Source organism: Selenomonas sp. (genome assembly GCF_057272215.1).
On the sequence record NZ_DBHIUY010000004.1, the window covers coordinates 112,098 to 126,595 of the forward strand.

General features: G+C 54.6%; 14 protein-coding genes. 11 read left to right on the forward strand and 3 right to left on the reverse strand.

Features of this window, described 5'->3' with window-relative positions:
• Positions 1-52: 52 nt before the first annotated feature.
• The 5 genes from ACO5Z0_RS04745 (at position 53) to rsmI (ending at position 4,026) form a co-directional block, all read left to right on the forward strand.
• Complete coding sequence (locus tag ACO5Z0_RS04745) at positions 53-505, forward strand: YaaR family protein (RefSeq protein ID WP_485649414.1); 453 nt, start codon at positions 53-55, stop codon at positions 503-505.
• Positions 505-1,500: a DNA polymerase III subunit delta' gene (gene holB / locus ACO5Z0_RS04750; RefSeq protein ID WP_485649415.1), complete on the forward strand. Its 996-nt coding sequence runs from the start codon at positions 505-507 to the stop codon at positions 1,498-1,500. Before ACO5Z0_RS04745 ends, holB begins: the two co-directional genes overlap by 1 nt.
• Before the next feature lie 64 nt (positions 1,501-1,564).
• The gene (locus ACO5Z0_RS04755; protein WP_442672223.1) at positions 1,565-2,389 is read left to right on the forward strand and encodes a PSP1 domain-containing protein; all 825 of its coding nucleotides are present in this window, start codon (positions 1,565-1,567) and stop codon (positions 2,387-2,389) included.
• Complete coding sequence (locus ACO5Z0_RS04760; RefSeq protein ID WP_485649416.1) at positions 2,390-3,118, forward strand: tRNA1(Val) (adenine(37)-N6)-methyltransferase; 729 nt, start codon at positions 2,390-2,392, stop codon at positions 3,116-3,118. It begins immediately after the preceding gene.
• A gap of 38 nt (positions 3,119-3,156) precedes the next feature.
• On the forward strand, positions 3,157-4,026 hold the full coding sequence (rsmI, locus tag ACO5Z0_RS04765) for a 16S rRNA (cytidine(1402)-2'-O)-methyltransferase (RefSeq protein WP_485649417.1): 870 nt from the start codon (positions 3,157-3,159) through the stop codon (positions 4,024-4,026).
• Between the two features lie 116 nt (positions 4,027-4,142).
• On the opposite strand, the gene ACO5Z0_RS04770 is transcribed toward rsmI, so the two are convergent.
• Entirely contained in the window at positions 4,143-4,394 is a 252-nt protein-coding gene (locus ACO5Z0_RS04770; RefSeq protein WP_442672226.1) for an AbrB/MazE/SpoVT family DNA-binding domain-containing protein, read from the reverse strand.
• Between the two features lie 337 nt (positions 4,395-4,731).
• On the opposite strand from ACO5Z0_RS04770, the gene metG reads away from it, so the two are divergent.
• The 3 genes from metG (at position 4,732) to ACO5Z0_RS04785 (ending at position 8,407) form a co-directional block, all read left to right on the forward strand.
• Positions 4,732-6,693, forward strand: coding sequence for a methionine--tRNA ligase (metG, locus tag ACO5Z0_RS04775; RefSeq protein ID WP_485649418.1), 1,962 nt, complete (start codon positions 4,732-4,734; stop codon positions 6,691-6,693).
• Positions 6,693-7,463, forward strand: a complete 771-nt coding sequence (locus tag ACO5Z0_RS04780; RefSeq protein ID WP_485649481.1) for a TatD family hydrolase — start codon at positions 6,693-6,695, stop codon at positions 7,461-7,463. The genes metG and ACO5Z0_RS04780 overlap by 1 nt, the downstream gene beginning before the upstream one ends.
• 209 nt (positions 7,464-7,672) lie before the next feature.
• Complete coding sequence (locus ACO5Z0_RS04785; RefSeq protein WP_485649482.1) at positions 7,673-8,407, forward strand: G5 and 3D domain-containing protein; 735 nt, start codon at positions 7,673-7,675, stop codon at positions 8,405-8,407.
• An 81-nt stretch (positions 8,408-8,488) separates the two neighbouring features.
• On the opposite strand, the gene ACO5Z0_RS04790 is transcribed toward ACO5Z0_RS04785, so the two are convergent.
• Together ACO5Z0_RS04790 and ACO5Z0_RS04795 are read right to left on the reverse strand one after the other, a co-directional pair.
• Complete coding sequence (locus ACO5Z0_RS04790; RefSeq protein WP_485649419.1) at positions 8,489-8,905, reverse strand: hypothetical protein; 417 nt, start codon at positions 8,903-8,905, stop codon at positions 8,489-8,491.
• Positions 8,906-8,918: 13 nt separating this feature from the next.
• Positions 8,919-9,752 carry an Rpn family recombination-promoting nuclease/putative transposase gene (locus tag ACO5Z0_RS04795; RefSeq protein ID WP_485649420.1) on the reverse strand — a complete coding sequence of 278 codons (834 nt, stop codon included), beginning with the start codon at positions 9,750-9,752 and terminating at the stop codon, positions 8,919-8,921.
• A 126-nt stretch (positions 9,753-9,878) separates the two neighbouring features.
• Here ACO5Z0_RS04795 and ACO5Z0_RS04800 point away from each other — a divergent pair, with 126 nt between their 5' ends.
• From ACO5Z0_RS04800 to ACO5Z0_RS04810, 3 genes are all read left to right on the forward strand, one after another.
• The gene (locus ACO5Z0_RS04800) at positions 9,879-10,028 is read left to right on the forward strand and encodes a hypothetical protein (RefSeq protein WP_485649421.1); all 150 of its coding nucleotides are present in this window, start codon (positions 9,879-9,881) and stop codon (positions 10,026-10,028) included.
• Positions 9,995-11,341, forward strand: coding sequence for an amino acid permease (locus ACO5Z0_RS04805; RefSeq protein ID WP_485649422.1), 1,347 nt, complete (start codon positions 9,995-9,997; stop codon positions 11,339-11,341). Before ACO5Z0_RS04800 ends, ACO5Z0_RS04805 begins: the two co-directional genes overlap by 34 nt.
• Positions 11,342-11,489: 148 nt before the next feature.
• Positions 11,490-14,477 carry a glycosyltransferase gene (locus tag ACO5Z0_RS04810; RefSeq protein ID WP_485649423.1) on the forward strand — a complete coding sequence of 996 codons (2,988 nt, stop codon included), beginning with the start codon at positions 11,490-11,492 and terminating at the stop codon, positions 14,475-14,477.
• The last annotated feature ends 21 nt before the right edge of the window (positions 14,478-14,498 follow it).

Genomic DNA, 14,498 nt, shown 5'->3' on the forward strand with positions numbered 1-14,498 from the left:
GCCTTTATAATTTAAGGTAGAATCAGAGAAAGTGCAGGCGGAAGGTGGACTTATGAAGATAGATGCTTTGAGCGCACAGCGCTCTTCGATGCAGACGCTTGAGCGCGACGTTGCCGTGCATGAGGTTTCACGTTCGGACACGGACTTCGGTGCGGAGCTTGCCGACCAACATGCGGCGTTTTCCGATCGCCAGTTGCAGGAAATCTTGAAAAAGATTGATGAGCAGGGGGCGCGTCTTACGAACACGCCGACGTACGATGAATTGAAAGCGTACCGCGATCTCGTCAAGGGCTTCGTCGATGAGGCGGTCGGACGCATGTATCAGCTTCATGTGCAGGCGGGCTGGGATCGCATGGGGCGTCAGAAGGTCTATACGACGGTGCGTAAGATCGACCACAAGCTCGAAGAGCTTGCGGAGAAGATCCGTACGGGGCAGACGGATGCCTTTGATATCGTGGCGAGTCATGACGCGATTCGCGGTATGCTCGTCGATCTTTATATGTGATGGCAGAGACACTTCTCTGGCAGGACGTCCTTGGACACGAAGGGAATATCAAAAGGCTGCGGATCATGTTGCGGGGCGGTCGTCTGCCCCATGCGCTCCTCTTTTCGGGGCTTATGGGCGTGGGAAAGAGGAAAATCGCGCGTCTTGTCGCCGCAGCTTTGCTGTGCGGCAAAGAGGAAGCGCCGTGCGGCGAATGTCCGTCTTGCCGCGCCCTTCTTTCGGGCACGCATCCCGACTACATCGAGTGCGCTCCCGAAAGCCGCGGCAAAAGTACGCGCGTCATCCGCATCGACGCCGTGCGCGAGATCGAGCAGAAGGTCGCGCGAAAGCCGCTCCTTTCAAGACGTTTCGTCGTTGTTATGGATGAAGCGGACACGATGAATGAGGCGGCGGCGAACAGTCTGTTAAAAACACTCGAAGAGCCGTCGGGCGAGGTCTTTTTCCTGCTTGTGACGGCACGACGCACAGCCCTTCTGCCGACGATCCTTTCCCGCGTGCGTGAGATGCATTTCGGCGCGCTTTCTCCGGATGTGATCGAGCGTGCGCTTCTCATGCGCGGCATTGCTGCCGAGAAAGCGCGTGCACTGGCTCGGACGGCGGACGGCAGTCTCGGTCATGCGCTCCTTTTGAATGAAGAAGATGGCTTGCAGTTGGCAGAAGATGCGGCGCGGACGCTTTTCTTCCTTCGAACGCTGGATATGTTCAAGATTTGGGTGAAAGCAGAAGAGCTTGGCAGACTGCCACGCGAGCGTGCCGAGGATTGGCTGCTTGCACTCGCAAGACTCTTGCGCGACATGCTTGCGCTTCATGCAGGGGGCGGCGTGCTCTTTCATGAGGAAAAGCGAAGCGAGATGGCAAATGCACTGGTGGGATTTTCTGAGGATCGTGTCTTTTCGCAGATCTCGCTCGTGCAAGAGGCGCTTAAGAGGCTCAGGAGCAACGCGAGTCAGCGATTGATTTTTGAAGGGCTTTTGCTGCGTATGCAGGAAGCTTAGAAAGGCGAATGAAGATGTCAGGCGCACAAAAGCTGCGCTTTTTATAGATGAAGGAGGCAAGGGGTTGCAGATGATTGTGGGCGTCCGCTTCAAGAAAGCGGGCAAGATTTATTATTTTAGCCCCGGGAAATATGCACTTGCGCTCGGTGACGAGGTCATCGTCGAAACGGTGCGCGGTACGGAGTGCGGCCGCGTCGTCTTAGGACCGCGTGAGGCGGAAGAGAACGGCGCGCAGCCGTTAAAGCCCGTGCAGAGAAAGGCGACAGCACAGGATCTTCAGAAGGTAGAGGAAAATCACCGACAGGAAAAGGAAGCGTTCAAGATCTGCGAGAAGAAGATCAAGGTGCATGGTCTGCCGATGAAGCTCGTCGATGTTGAGTATACGTTTGATCTGAACAAGATCATTTTCTTTTTTACGGCGGACGGGCGCATCGACTTCCGCGAACTGGTCAAGGATCTTGCTTCTGTCTTTCGCACACGCATCGAGCTGCGCCAGATCGGCGTGCGCGACGAGGCAAAACTCATGGGCGGCATGGGCTGCTGCGGCAGACCGCTTTGCTGCTCGATGTTCCTCGGAGACTTTGAGCCGGTATCCATTCGGATGGCGAAGGAACAGAATCTCTCGCTGAATCCGACGAAGATTTCGGGAATATGCGGCAGACTCATGTGCTGCCTGAAATACGAGTGCGCAGGCTACCGAAAGAATTGCCCCAAGCGCCGTACGAAGCCGCCGAAACAGGGCAGCCGCGTGGCTTCGGCTGAAGGGGAAGGAAAGGTCATCTCCCTCAACATGCAGCGGCGCACGGCGACGATTCTTCTCGACTCGCATAAGACGCTCGTGGCGGCATGGGAGGACATCGTCGCTGTCGAGCAGGAGGACAAAGCGTAAGTGGGCAGCGTGGCGTCTCTGGCGGCATGGCAGGCGGCGCTTCGTGACAGCGAGCGGCTGGACGATCTGCAGTATGCAGGGCGGCGCATCATCCAGAACACCGAGACGACATGCTTTTCGCTCGACGCCGTTCTGCTTGCGCGTTTCGCTTGCATCAAGCGCGGCGATCATGTCCTTGAGCTTGGCACGGGCGCAGGCGTCATCCCTCTTTTGATCGCACGCGACGATCTTACGATTGACGCCGTAGAGATTGACCCTGTGATGGCGGAGCTTGCGATGCGCAACGTGCGCTTGAATGGTCTTGCAGACCGCGTGCGCGTGCGTACAGGGGATTTTCGTGCGACGGAAGGATTGGGCAAGCGAGGGAGCTTCGACTGCGTCCTGAGCAATCCGCCGTGGTACCCGCTGGGGCAAGGCAAGATCGGACGCGCAGCGAGAGCGCATCACGAGATCACGGCGACACTCGCCGACGTAGCGGCGGCAGCGCGTCATGCGCTGCGCTTCGGCGGACGTTTTGCGCTCGTCCATGTGCCTGCGCGGCTCGACGAGCTTTTTTTTGCCTTGAGGGAAAACGGCATGGCGGTGCGCCGACTGCAATTCTTCGCGCCGCGCATGGATGCCGCGCCGCGCTTTGTGCTTGTAGAGGCAGTCGTCGGTGCATCCGTCGGTGCGCTGACCGTTCTGCCGCCGCTTCTTGGCGATGCAGCGCAAGCGGAAAAAGAAGCATGAATTGCATTTGTCGGCTGTAGAGTGAGGAGTGGGCGAACATGACGCAGACGGAAATCCGCGGAAATATGCTGCACCCAAAGGGAACCCTCTATCTTGCAGCGACGCCGATCGGCAACCTTGAGGATATGACGTTTCGCGCGGTGCGCATCTTGCAGGAAGCGCCGCTGATTGCGGCGGAAGATACGCGTCATACGCGAAAACTCCTTGCACGCTATGATATTCACACGCGCCTTACGAGCTATCATGAACATAATAAACTGGAGAAGGGCCCTCGGCTTGTGGACTTTCTTGTCGAAGGGCACGATCTCGTATGCGTCAGCGATGCGGGATTGCCCGGCATTGCCGATCCCGGCGGGCATCTTGCGGAACTCGCCATTGCTGCAGGCGTTCAGGTATCACCCTTGCCCGGAGCGAATGCCGCACTCTCAGCGCTTATATGCTCGGGACTCGATGCGCGACGCTTCACGTTCATCGGCTTTTTGCCGCGTACGGCGGCAAAAAGCCGTGAACTGCTGGCTGAAATTGCTGCACGGCAGGAAACCTTGATCTTTTATGAGGCGCCGCACCATCTGAAAAATACACTGAAAGCTCTGATTGCAGCCTTTGGCGCTTCACGTTCGGCTGTTGCCGCCCGCGAGTTGACGAAGCGCTACGAAGAATTTCGCCGCGGCACGCTTTCCGACATCCTCGCTCACTACAGCGAGGAAGAGCCGCGCGGCGAGTTTGTTCTCATCGTTGCAGGCGCCGAAGAGAGCGCCGTGAAAGAAAACGCGCTGACAGAAACGCCGAAGGAGCTTGTCACATACTTTATGGAAGAGGGAAGAACGAAGAAGGAAGCCCTGCGGGAGACGGCGAAACGTCTCAACATGAGCCGCCGCGATGTGTATCAGATATTGTTGGAAGAATAAAGCCCGTCCATTCCCCCCGTTTAGAGGGGATGGACGGGCTTTGATCTCTGCGTTCCATTTTGCATCGGGGGGCACAGCACGACAGGGAAACGGCTCTTCGTGCAGCGGAGGTGATTTTACGCTCCCTCCTTTAATTCCACCGCGCACTTTTTGCAGACGTTGCGACCTTTGAAAGGTATGACGTCATCGGCGCGACCGCAAAAAACGCATGCGCATGTCGGCTCATATTTTCTGAGCACGATGCGATCCTCGTCGGTGTAGATCTCCAAGGCGTCGCGTTCTGCGATACTGAGCGTGCGGCGCAGCTCGATCGGTATGACGACACGTCCCAGCTCGTCTACTTTTCTGACGATTCCTGTGGCTTTCATCGCTATCTCCTCCTTAGAAGCAGGCCAGCCAACTGCGGGGAAATAGTCATTCAACGTGCGAAAGCAGGGTTGAGTGATTATTTACATCTTTACAACACTCATATAGGAAAAACATTATTTAACTAAATCTGTATAGTTTTTCCTACTCCTTAGTATAGCACGACTTGGCAAATGTTTCAAGTGGGATAATTAAGAAAAAATAATAAATTGTTTGCGGGGGGGTGCAATGTTTTCCTCACAAGAAACATTATTGCTTGTACTTGCACTTGAGGAAGGATTTATTCTATAATAAGAAAAGTATGTGAATGCGGTATCATGCCGTCAAGGAGGCTTTTTCATGACAAGGAAATCATTCTATATAACGACGCCGATCTACTATCCGAGTGCGAAACTGCATATCGGACATGCGTACTGCACGACGATCGCCGATGCCGTCGCACGTTTCAAGCGATTGACCGAGCACGACGTCTTTTTCCTCACGGGAAGCGATGAGCACGGGCAGAAGATTCAGCAGAAAGCGCAAGAGGGCGGCGTGACGCCGATCGCTTACGTTGACAAGATCGTTGCAGGCTTTCAGGGGCTTTGGCAAAAGCTCCGCATCTCAAATGACGATTTTCTGCGCACGACTGAGAAGCGGCATGAGCGCGTCGTGCAGGAGATCTTTCGCCGCATTTACGAGAAAGGCGACATTTACAAGGGCAAGTACAAGGGGCTCTACTGTACGCCGTGCGAGAGCTATTGGACGGAGCGCCAGCTTGCAGACGGCAAGTGCCCCGACTGCGGTCGTGCAGTGGCAGAGGTCGAAGAGGATGCGTACTTTTTCAAGATGTCGCGCTACGCTGATCGCGTTTTGGCGTACATCGAGGAGCATCCCGACTTCATTCAGCCCGTGTCGCGCCGCAACGAGATGATCAACTTCATCAAACAGGGGCTTGAGGATCTGTGCATTTCGCGCACGTCGTTCGACTGGGGCATCCCCGTGCCGATGGCACCCGATCATGTCATCTACGTCTGGTTCGACGCCTTGACGAACTATCTGACGCCGATCGGCTTCCTCGACGATCCTGAGAAATTCGAGAAATACTGGCCCGCCGACATTCACCTCGTCGGCAAGGAGATCGTACGCTTTCACTCGATCATCTGGCCGTGTATCCTTATGGCGCTCGACCTGCCGCTGCCGAAGATGGTCTATGGTCATGGCTGGCTCATCGTCGACGGCGATAAGATGTCGAAATCGAAAGGCAACGTCGTCGATCCCGTACAGCTCATTGACGAATTCGGCGCCGACGCCATCCGCTACTTCCTGCTGCGTGAGATCAACCTCGGACAAGACGGCAACTTTTCGCGCGATGCACTCATTGGGCGCATCAACGCCGACCTCGCGAACGACCTCGGCAACCTCCTGCACCGCACGCTGAACATGATCGGCAAGTTTCAGGGCGGCGTCGTAGAAAAAGCGCTTGGTGAGAGCGAGATTGACCGTGCGTTCCTTGCTGAGGCGGAGAATACGATTGTCGCCTACGAGCGCGAGATGGAAGAGATGAAGCTGCAGAGCGCCATCAAGACGACGTGGGCGTTTATCAGCCGTGCGAACAAATACATTGACGAAACGATGCCGTGGACGCTCGCCAAGGATGCGGCGAAGAAGCAGACGCTTACGAACACGCTTTACAACCTCGCCGAGAGCCTGCGCCGTATCAGCGTTCTCATCGAGCCGTTTATGCCCGAGACAGCAGAGAAGATCTGGCGTCAGCTTGGCATCGAAGAGGAGTTCGCTGCCGTGCGTTTTGCCGATGTCCGCACATGGGGCGGTTTTGCCGCAGGGACGCAGGTAAAGACTCCCGAGCAGCTCTTCCCGCGCATTGACGTGGAAGCGGAGGAAAAGCCTGCGGAAGATAGGAAGAAAAGCCCTATGGAGAAGCCTCAAACGTCGCAGAGAAAGCAAAAGGAGCAAGCTGCGAAGAAAGCGGAAGCGAGCGACGGCATCGTTACGTTTGACGAGTTCAGTCGCGTCGATCTGCGCTCTGCCGAAATCCTTACGGCAGAGCGCGTGCCCGATACGGAAAAGCTCATGCGCCTTACGGTGAGCCTTGGCGCAGAAGAGCGCGAAATCGTTTCGGGCATCGCCGAGTTTTATGCGGCAGACGAGCTTGTCGGCAAAAAGGTCGTTCTCGTCGCAAACTTGAAGCCTGCGAAGATTCGCGGCATCCGATCGCACGGCATGATATTGTGTACGTCGAGCGAGGATGGGCTGCGGCTCGTCGAGCCTGCCGCACCCGCAGGGAGCAAGGTGAAATGATGGAGCTTATCGATACGCATGCACATCTTGACGGCGAAAAATTCGATGAAGATCGCGCCGCCGTCATCGACCGAGCCGTGAAAAGCGGCGTCATAAAGATCATCACGATGGGCGACAGCCTCGAATCCTCGGCGAGGAGCGCCGCGCTCACCGAGGAATTTGCGCCTGTCTATGCGGCGGTCGGCATCCATCCCGAAGAGGCGCAGCCGATGACGACGGCGACGGACGATCAGCTTGCCGCATGGGCAGTACAGGAAAAGGTCGTCGCCATCGGTGAGATCGGTCTCGACTACTACTGGGAAAAGGACGAGGAGAAGCGTGCGCTGCAGCGCAGCATCTTCGTGCGCCAACTCGATCTCGCGCGTCAGCTGCATCTGCCCGTCTGCATCCATGACCGCGAGGCGCACGGCGACATGCTGAAGATTCTCAAGACGGAAGGCAAGGGGCTTCGCGGCGTGCTGCACTGCTATTCAGGCAGTTGGGAGATGGCAGCGGAGCTGTTGAAGGGCGAATGGTACTTTGGTGTTGACGGTCCCTTGACGTACAAAAACGCCGCGAAATTGCCCGAGATCGTGCAGCGGCTGCCGGCGGAGCGTATTCTTATTGAGACCGATTCCCCATACCTTTCTCCTATGCCGTTTCGTGGCAAACGCAATGAATCGGCGCATCTTGTTTACATCGCGAAAAAGGCGGCGCAGCTGCGCGGCGAAAGCCTCGAAGCCTTTGCACGGGCAACGCGCGAGAATACGCGCGATCTCTACGGAATTTGAAAGAAAATTACATTTAATGTTATGCTAATAAATAAGTGGTGAACGCCTGTCACAAAAGGGCTTTCACCACTTCTCTTTTCCCTAAATATGGTGTTTAATTCCATCTAAGTGGGGCATATATTGACAAAGCGGGAAAAAGGTGCTAGAATAAGCGTGTCGTTAATTTTCTAAGGGGGGATTGAATGACTTTACGGAAACTAGCACTTTGCATGGTGCTGATTCTCGGAGTCGTATTCACGACAGGCTTTACGGATGCAATGAGGAGTGTCCTCATTGACGTTGACGGAAAGACCTTGGAGGTAAGCACCAGATACTCAAGCCCGGAGCTGATCTTGCATCAGGCAGGCGTTGAGATTAGGCACAAGGATGAGTTTCAGTTAAAGAAATCGGACAAAGAAGAGAAAATTATCGTGCAGCGTGCCGTGCCGGTCGTCATCGAGTTTGAGGGCGACAGGCAGAAGGTTTATACGACTCGTGAGCATGTGGGCGAAGTGCTCAAAGACTACGGATACGTTGGCGACCGCTTTTCGGCGGAGCTTGACGGGGCAACAAAACTTGAAAAGAATCTCAGCATTAAGATACACGATTTGGTCGCAGAACAAGAGAGAGAAGAAGCAGCAAGACGTGCCCAGTCTGTAGAAACATCGCGCGGCGCTATGCGCTATGTGCGTGAGTACGATATGGAAGCGACGGCGTACCTGCCGACCGATGGCGGCGGCAACGGCATCACAGCTTCCGGTATGCTCGCAGAGCGAGGTGTTGTAGCCGTGGATACGGACGTGATTCCTTTGGGAACGCGCCTTTACATCCCAGGTTACGGTATGGCCATCGCAGGGGATACGGGCGGAGCTATTTATGGCGAGCGCATCGACCTGTGTATGGAGTCCTACGGTGAGGCGATGGAATTCGGTCGCCGTTGGGTCAAGGTGTATGTGTTGGAATAACGACATAGAAAAAGAGGACGGTTGCGAAAACGACCGTCCTCTTTTCGTTGTCTATGGGGCTATCGCAAGCGTCTGCACATGTCAGAGCTTTTCGATATACGGGTCTTCGTGGAAGGCTTCAGCATGTTGGATCAGCCCTTTGAGCCGTTCGATGTTTTTCTTATGCAGAACGATGGCGAACTCGATGCGCGTCCGTTCCTCTTCCGTGAAGTCGCCCTTTTCATGTGATTTTTCAATGCGCTTGAGCCGTTCTTCTACGTCGGCAAGCTCGTCGGCGAGGAGTTTTTTGTCGTGCATGGCAAGTCCATAGACGGTGCGTAGCCCCTGTCGCACCTCGTATGCATAGCCATCTTCGTGTGTGACGGCCTCAAGCTCCTTAGCGATCTCGTAGATGATGTCGTAAGGGTTGTCCGCGCCGTTAATCATGCCGAGCATCTTCATTTTGATGTTTTCAAAGAGCGTGTAGTCGATATTTTCGTGGTGGATTTCTTCTGCCATAGCTGCCCCTCTTTCAGTCTCTGACAAGCGCTATATATTTCGCACGCTCGTCAGCGGGAATCTGCAGTACATCCATCGCTTTTTCCAGTGAGATTCCCATATTTTTCATCATATTGCGGATAGAGGAGACCACTCCCTCAGTTCTGCCTTTAACGATGCCGTGGTTTTCTCCTTCCTTGAAGCCAGCCTTTCTTTCTTCCATCATTTTCATCGCGAAAGTCATATAGCTCACCCTCTTTTCATTTTCTCGCTTGATTCTCTGAATCGCCTCGTCGATTTCCTGTACGAGCGGATCGTCGCATGCGTACCCGTTTACATAGTCGAGGAACGCTTTGACGCTTTCATCCACATCGTTCAACGTGCCTTTGGTGTTCAAAAAGATTTTTGTCGCGTCGTCGCAAAGCTCGATGGATCGCTCCTCTAGGCAGAGATTGCGGAAGGTGTAGATGTGCCGATTCTTACCAAAAGGATCAAAGGAACAGATGAAGATGATGATTGTTTTATTCAAGTCGTCATAGTCTGCGCCCTCTGCCAGTAGGTCGGCGTCGATCATCGACTGGTAGTAGCGCGTGCGTTTGCAAAGGTTCATTCCTTCGAGCATACGAACCTGCATTTCGATGTTGTAAACCGTCTCTGCATCATCGCGTACATAGACGTCCAAGCGGATGCCTTTGCCCTGATAGCGAGCGTTCATGGATTTTTCCGTCTCGAGATAGCGGATATCTTTGATTTCTACGCGAAGAATTCCTTGGAGCAGGTTCAGGCATATCGGTTTGATGCTCATGATGAGTTTGAACATATAATCGTCTTGAATCGTCAATTCTTCCCACGGCTTTATGCGATACATCCGCGTCACCTCTCAAATCGCTTCTTTTCTATATTCTACGGGGTTTTACGCCTTCTTGCAAGGCGGTTTTTCGTTTTTATTTACAGAGCAGGATACACCGTCTATAATGAAAGGAGCAATTTTGTTATGAAAGTCCGAGAAGTCAAGCCGAAGGCGCAGGCTGATTGGGTAACTTTCCGTAAGGTCGGCGCACTTTTGACCACGAAGGGGACGTTTGTGCGTGTAGTTTTTGAGGTGATATCATGCAAGGTCGAAAAGAAATGCAGCGCGGCTTGAAGAACCGTCATCTGCAAATGATCGCGCTCGGCGGCGCCATCGGCACGGGGCTGTTCTATGGCTCGGCATCGACGATCAAGCTCGCGGGGCCTGCCGTCATGCTCGCCTATCTGACGGGCGGCGTCGTCATTTTCCTTATCATGCGTATGCTCGGCGAGATGGCGGTCGAGGAGCCTGTGTCCGGCTCGTTCAGTCATTATGCCGCGAAGTATTGGGGGGCGTTTCCGGGCTTTTTTTCGGGCTGGAATTATTGGTTCAACTATGTCATCGTCAGCATGGCGGAGCTTTCCGTCATTGGGATTTACATGAATTATTGGCTGCCCGATCTGCCGCAGTGGCTCTCGGCGCTCGCCACGCTCGTCGTCATCACGTCGCTGAATCTCGCCGCCGTCAGGGCGTACGGTGAGATGGAATTTTGGTTTGCGATCGTCAAGGTCGCCGCCATCGTGCTGATGATTATTCTGGGGCTGTATCTCATCTTTTCCCAACCGGCGCCGTTTCCGATGAACTTCTCCAATCTTTGGATGCACGGCGGCTTCTTCCCGAACGGCGTATGGGGCATGATGCTTTCGATCACCGTCGTCATGTTTTCTTTCGGCGGCATTGAGCTGATCGGTATCACGGCGGGGGAAGCCGCCGATCCCGACCGCTCGATTCCGTGCGCCATCAATCAGGTGATCTGGCGCATTTTGATCTTCTACGTCGGCGCTATGGCGGTGCTTATGGCTCTTTGGCGCTGGGATGAGGTCGGCATGGAGGCAAGCCCTTTCGTGCAGATCTTCTCGAATGTCGGTATTCCCGCCGCCGCGCACATCTTGAACTTCGTCGTATTGACCGCCGCCGTCTCCGTCTACAACTCGGCGATCTACAGCAACTCGCGTATGCTCTACGGACTGGCTGCGGGCGGCGATGCGCCGAAGGCTCTCATGCGTCTCTCGCGTCAAGGCGTGCCTGTCGTCGGCATATTGATCTCCTCGGGTGTGACGCTTCTCGCCGTACTTTTGAATTACTTGTTCCCCGGGCGGGTGTTCATGCTCTTTCTCTCCATTGCTATGGCGTCCGTCATCATCAGCTGGGGTACGATCGTCATTACACATTGGAAATTCCGCTGTCTTTATGCGCGGGAAGGCCGCCGTGCGAAATTTCGTGCGCCGCTTTTTCCCGTCGTCAACTATATCTGCCTTGCGTTCCTCGTCATGATGTATTTCTTGATGACGCAGATTCCTGACATGCAGTTCGCCGCCTTCGTTCTGCCCGTCTGGCTCTTCGTGCTGTGGCTCGGCTATCGCAGGAGAAAGCGCGGCGATAGATAGAAAAAATTGGTTTTTATTATGCCTTTATGATATGATTAAAAGAAAATGCTGAAAAGTCGGAGAAGATGAGGTGAAGCGCCATTGTTCAAAATGCTCAGTATTTGGATGATCGGGGAATCGTTTTTCAAAAATGATGGGAGAGAAGCGCATGTGCCATAAGACGAGCATCATCATCTTGAGCTATAATACGTTGGAGCTTTTGCAGCTCTGCATCGCGAGTATACGCGAGTTTACGGAGGCGGGGACGTATGAGATCATCGTCGTCGAGAACGCATCGAAGGACGGCTCGATCGAGTGGCTGAAGGCGCAGACGGGGCTTACCTGTATTTACAACGAAGAGAATCAAGGCTTTCCCGGGGGCTGCAATCAAGGTCTGGAAATCGCGGCAGGAACGGAGCTTTTGCTCCTCAACAGCGATACCGTCGTCACGAAGGATTGGCTGAAGAATCTGCGCTTCGCCCTTTACAGCAGCCCGAAGGTCGGCGCTGTGAGCTGTGTGACGAACCATTGCTCGAATAATCAGCGCATCGACGTATCTTATGAAAGCATCGAAGCGATGCTCGCCTTTGCGGCAGATTACAACCGCTCGAATCCAGCCCTTTGGGAGAAGCGGACGAAGCTCGTGGGCTTTTGCTTTCTGTTCAAGCGAGAGGTGTTTGAGCGCGTGGGCTTCCTCGATGTCCGCTTCAATCCCGGCAACTATGAGGATGACGACTACTCGCTGCGCATCCTGCAGGCGGGCTATGATCTGCTTCTCTGCCGAGACACCTTTATTCATCATTACGGCGGAGCATCCTTTGAAAAGAAGCTCGCTGTACGAAATGCAGCAGAAATGAAAGAGCGCTATAATGCGGCTTTGATGAGAAATCACAAAATATTTTTTGAAAAGTGGCAGGCGCCTGAGGATTATTGGGAAATGGCTCCGGAAGAGCTGCTTCCTTATCTGCGGCGGCAAGCGCCGGAAGATGTCTCAGCCGCTTCGGCGGCGCAGACGATCGCCGTTCTCGTGCGCAGGACAAATGAGGAACGCTATGCGCTCTGCCTGAAATCCCTCTATGCGGCAAATATCCCCGCAGGCTACGCTTTGGAGATTTTCCCGCTGTCGATAGAGCGATCCTATGCGGCGCAGGTGAATGAAGTCCTTGCCCGCACAACGGCGAAGATCAAAATCTTTATGAGTGATGACGTCTGCCTGATCTCGCCTATGGCGATTGAGCAGTTGTTGGGGATATTCGAAGAGAACTCCGTCGGCATGGCGGGGATTCTCGGCAGCCGCTCACTCCCTGTGAACGGCAATCTCTTGGATGCGCCGGATCTTTGGGGCGGCGTCTGCATGCCGATGCAGGGGGATTTGGAAGAGATCCGCTTCGGAAGTCGCAGCGACGGGGCATTCGTGGAGGATGTGCGCTTTCTCTGCCCGTCTTTTTTCGCGACGCAGATCGATCTTGCTTGGGATGAGAGCTATGAAGGGCAGTATTATGCCGTGCTCGCGCATTGTCGTGCCGTGGAAGAGCGCGGCAGGAGAATCGTCGCGCCTTTGCCGCAGGAGATTTGGTGCGCCTATCAGATGGGGAATATATCCTTTGACGCGGACGAGGAAGATCGTTGTCGATTCTTCGCCGCATTTCATCCTTATTTGGGCAAATCGGCGCCTGTCAAAACGCAGCTTTCTCTCTATGCGTGCGGCAAAGATGCTGAGATCGAGGGCTGGCGCAGCTTTTGCCATCCCGAAGGAATCGCCGTCGGCAGTCGGACGAAGATTCATCGGACGGCACGGTGCGGTCTGCGCTTTGATAACTTTGAAGGAGAGCCGCGCATCGCTGTCGGCGAAGACTGCACGATCGGCGCATATTCTGCGCTGACGGCGGCGCATAGCATCACGCTCAAAAATCTTGTGACCGTCGGGGCGAATGTTCGCATCGCAGACTATATGTATGAAGAGGAGACGCTGGGACTTGGCGCAGATGATCGTAGGATCGCGGGACATGCGCATGGCGTCTCTGTCGGCTGTGCGGCGCAGATTGGCGCGAACACCGTTATCGAAGGCGGCGTCTCTGTCGGCTGCGGCGCATGTGTACGCGCGGGGAGCGTCGTGCGCACGAGCATCCCCGCCTATTGCATCGCTGAGGGGAATCCCGCGCATGTCATAAAGGCATTTTCCCCGCGCAGGGGAAAGTGGCTGGAGACGCCCGATGAAGCGGCGCTCGCGAGCCTTTTGGAAGAGCGTCGGCAGACGCCGCCGCTTCTGACCTTTGCCGTCATCACATATAACCGCAGTTCGTATCTTGGGAAGTCCCTCAAAAGCGTGCTGCGGCAAGTCGAGGATGATCCGCTCGTCGAAGTCCTCGTCTCGGACAATGCTTCGACGGACGATACGAGGGCGCTCGTGCTGGATCTGCAAAAGCGTTATAAGAATTTGCGCTATCACCGCAACGAGAAGAATGTCGCCGCCGAGGGAAACATCCATCGCGCGATCGAAGCGAGCCGAGGCGAATATGTGCTTGTGGCAGGCGATGACGACTACTTCCTCGACGGCGCTCTGCGTGTCCTTCTTGATAATATCCGCAAATATCGCGGCGTCGCGCTGCTTCATTTGAAGAAGGAAGCTGTGCCGCGCTGGGTGCGGCGCGGCAAGGGCGCTTTGGAATACCTCTCGTATGTCGGCTTTCTGATGACATGGATCAGCGGCGTCGTCATGCGGCGCGAACTCTATTTTGCCATCGAGGAGCCGCATAAGTACGATCATACGCGCCTGCCGCAGGTCTATTTGCAGTTGGAGATGCTGAAGCAGAATCCGGAATTTGCCGTGTGCTACGGACTTGTTTTGGAAGCGGATTCGGGCGATCACAAGGTATCGGGCTTCAATTTCGGTGAAGTGTTCATCAAAAACTATCTCGATGTATTGACGGCATCGGCAGATATTCCGTCGTATCTCTTGTCGCAGGAAAAGAAGCGGCTGGCGGAAGATATGATCTACGATCGCCTTCAAAAAATCACGAAGTATCATTACGGCTTGGCACTCGATGGAATCTTTGACATCGTGCGCGACTATTACGGTGAGGAGCCGTACTATGAAGAGATCGTGTCCGAGATGAAGAAGATTTTGCGAGATGGCGGGGCGGGAGAGTCGGCGTAGCAGAAGAAAGTGTTGGGAGAG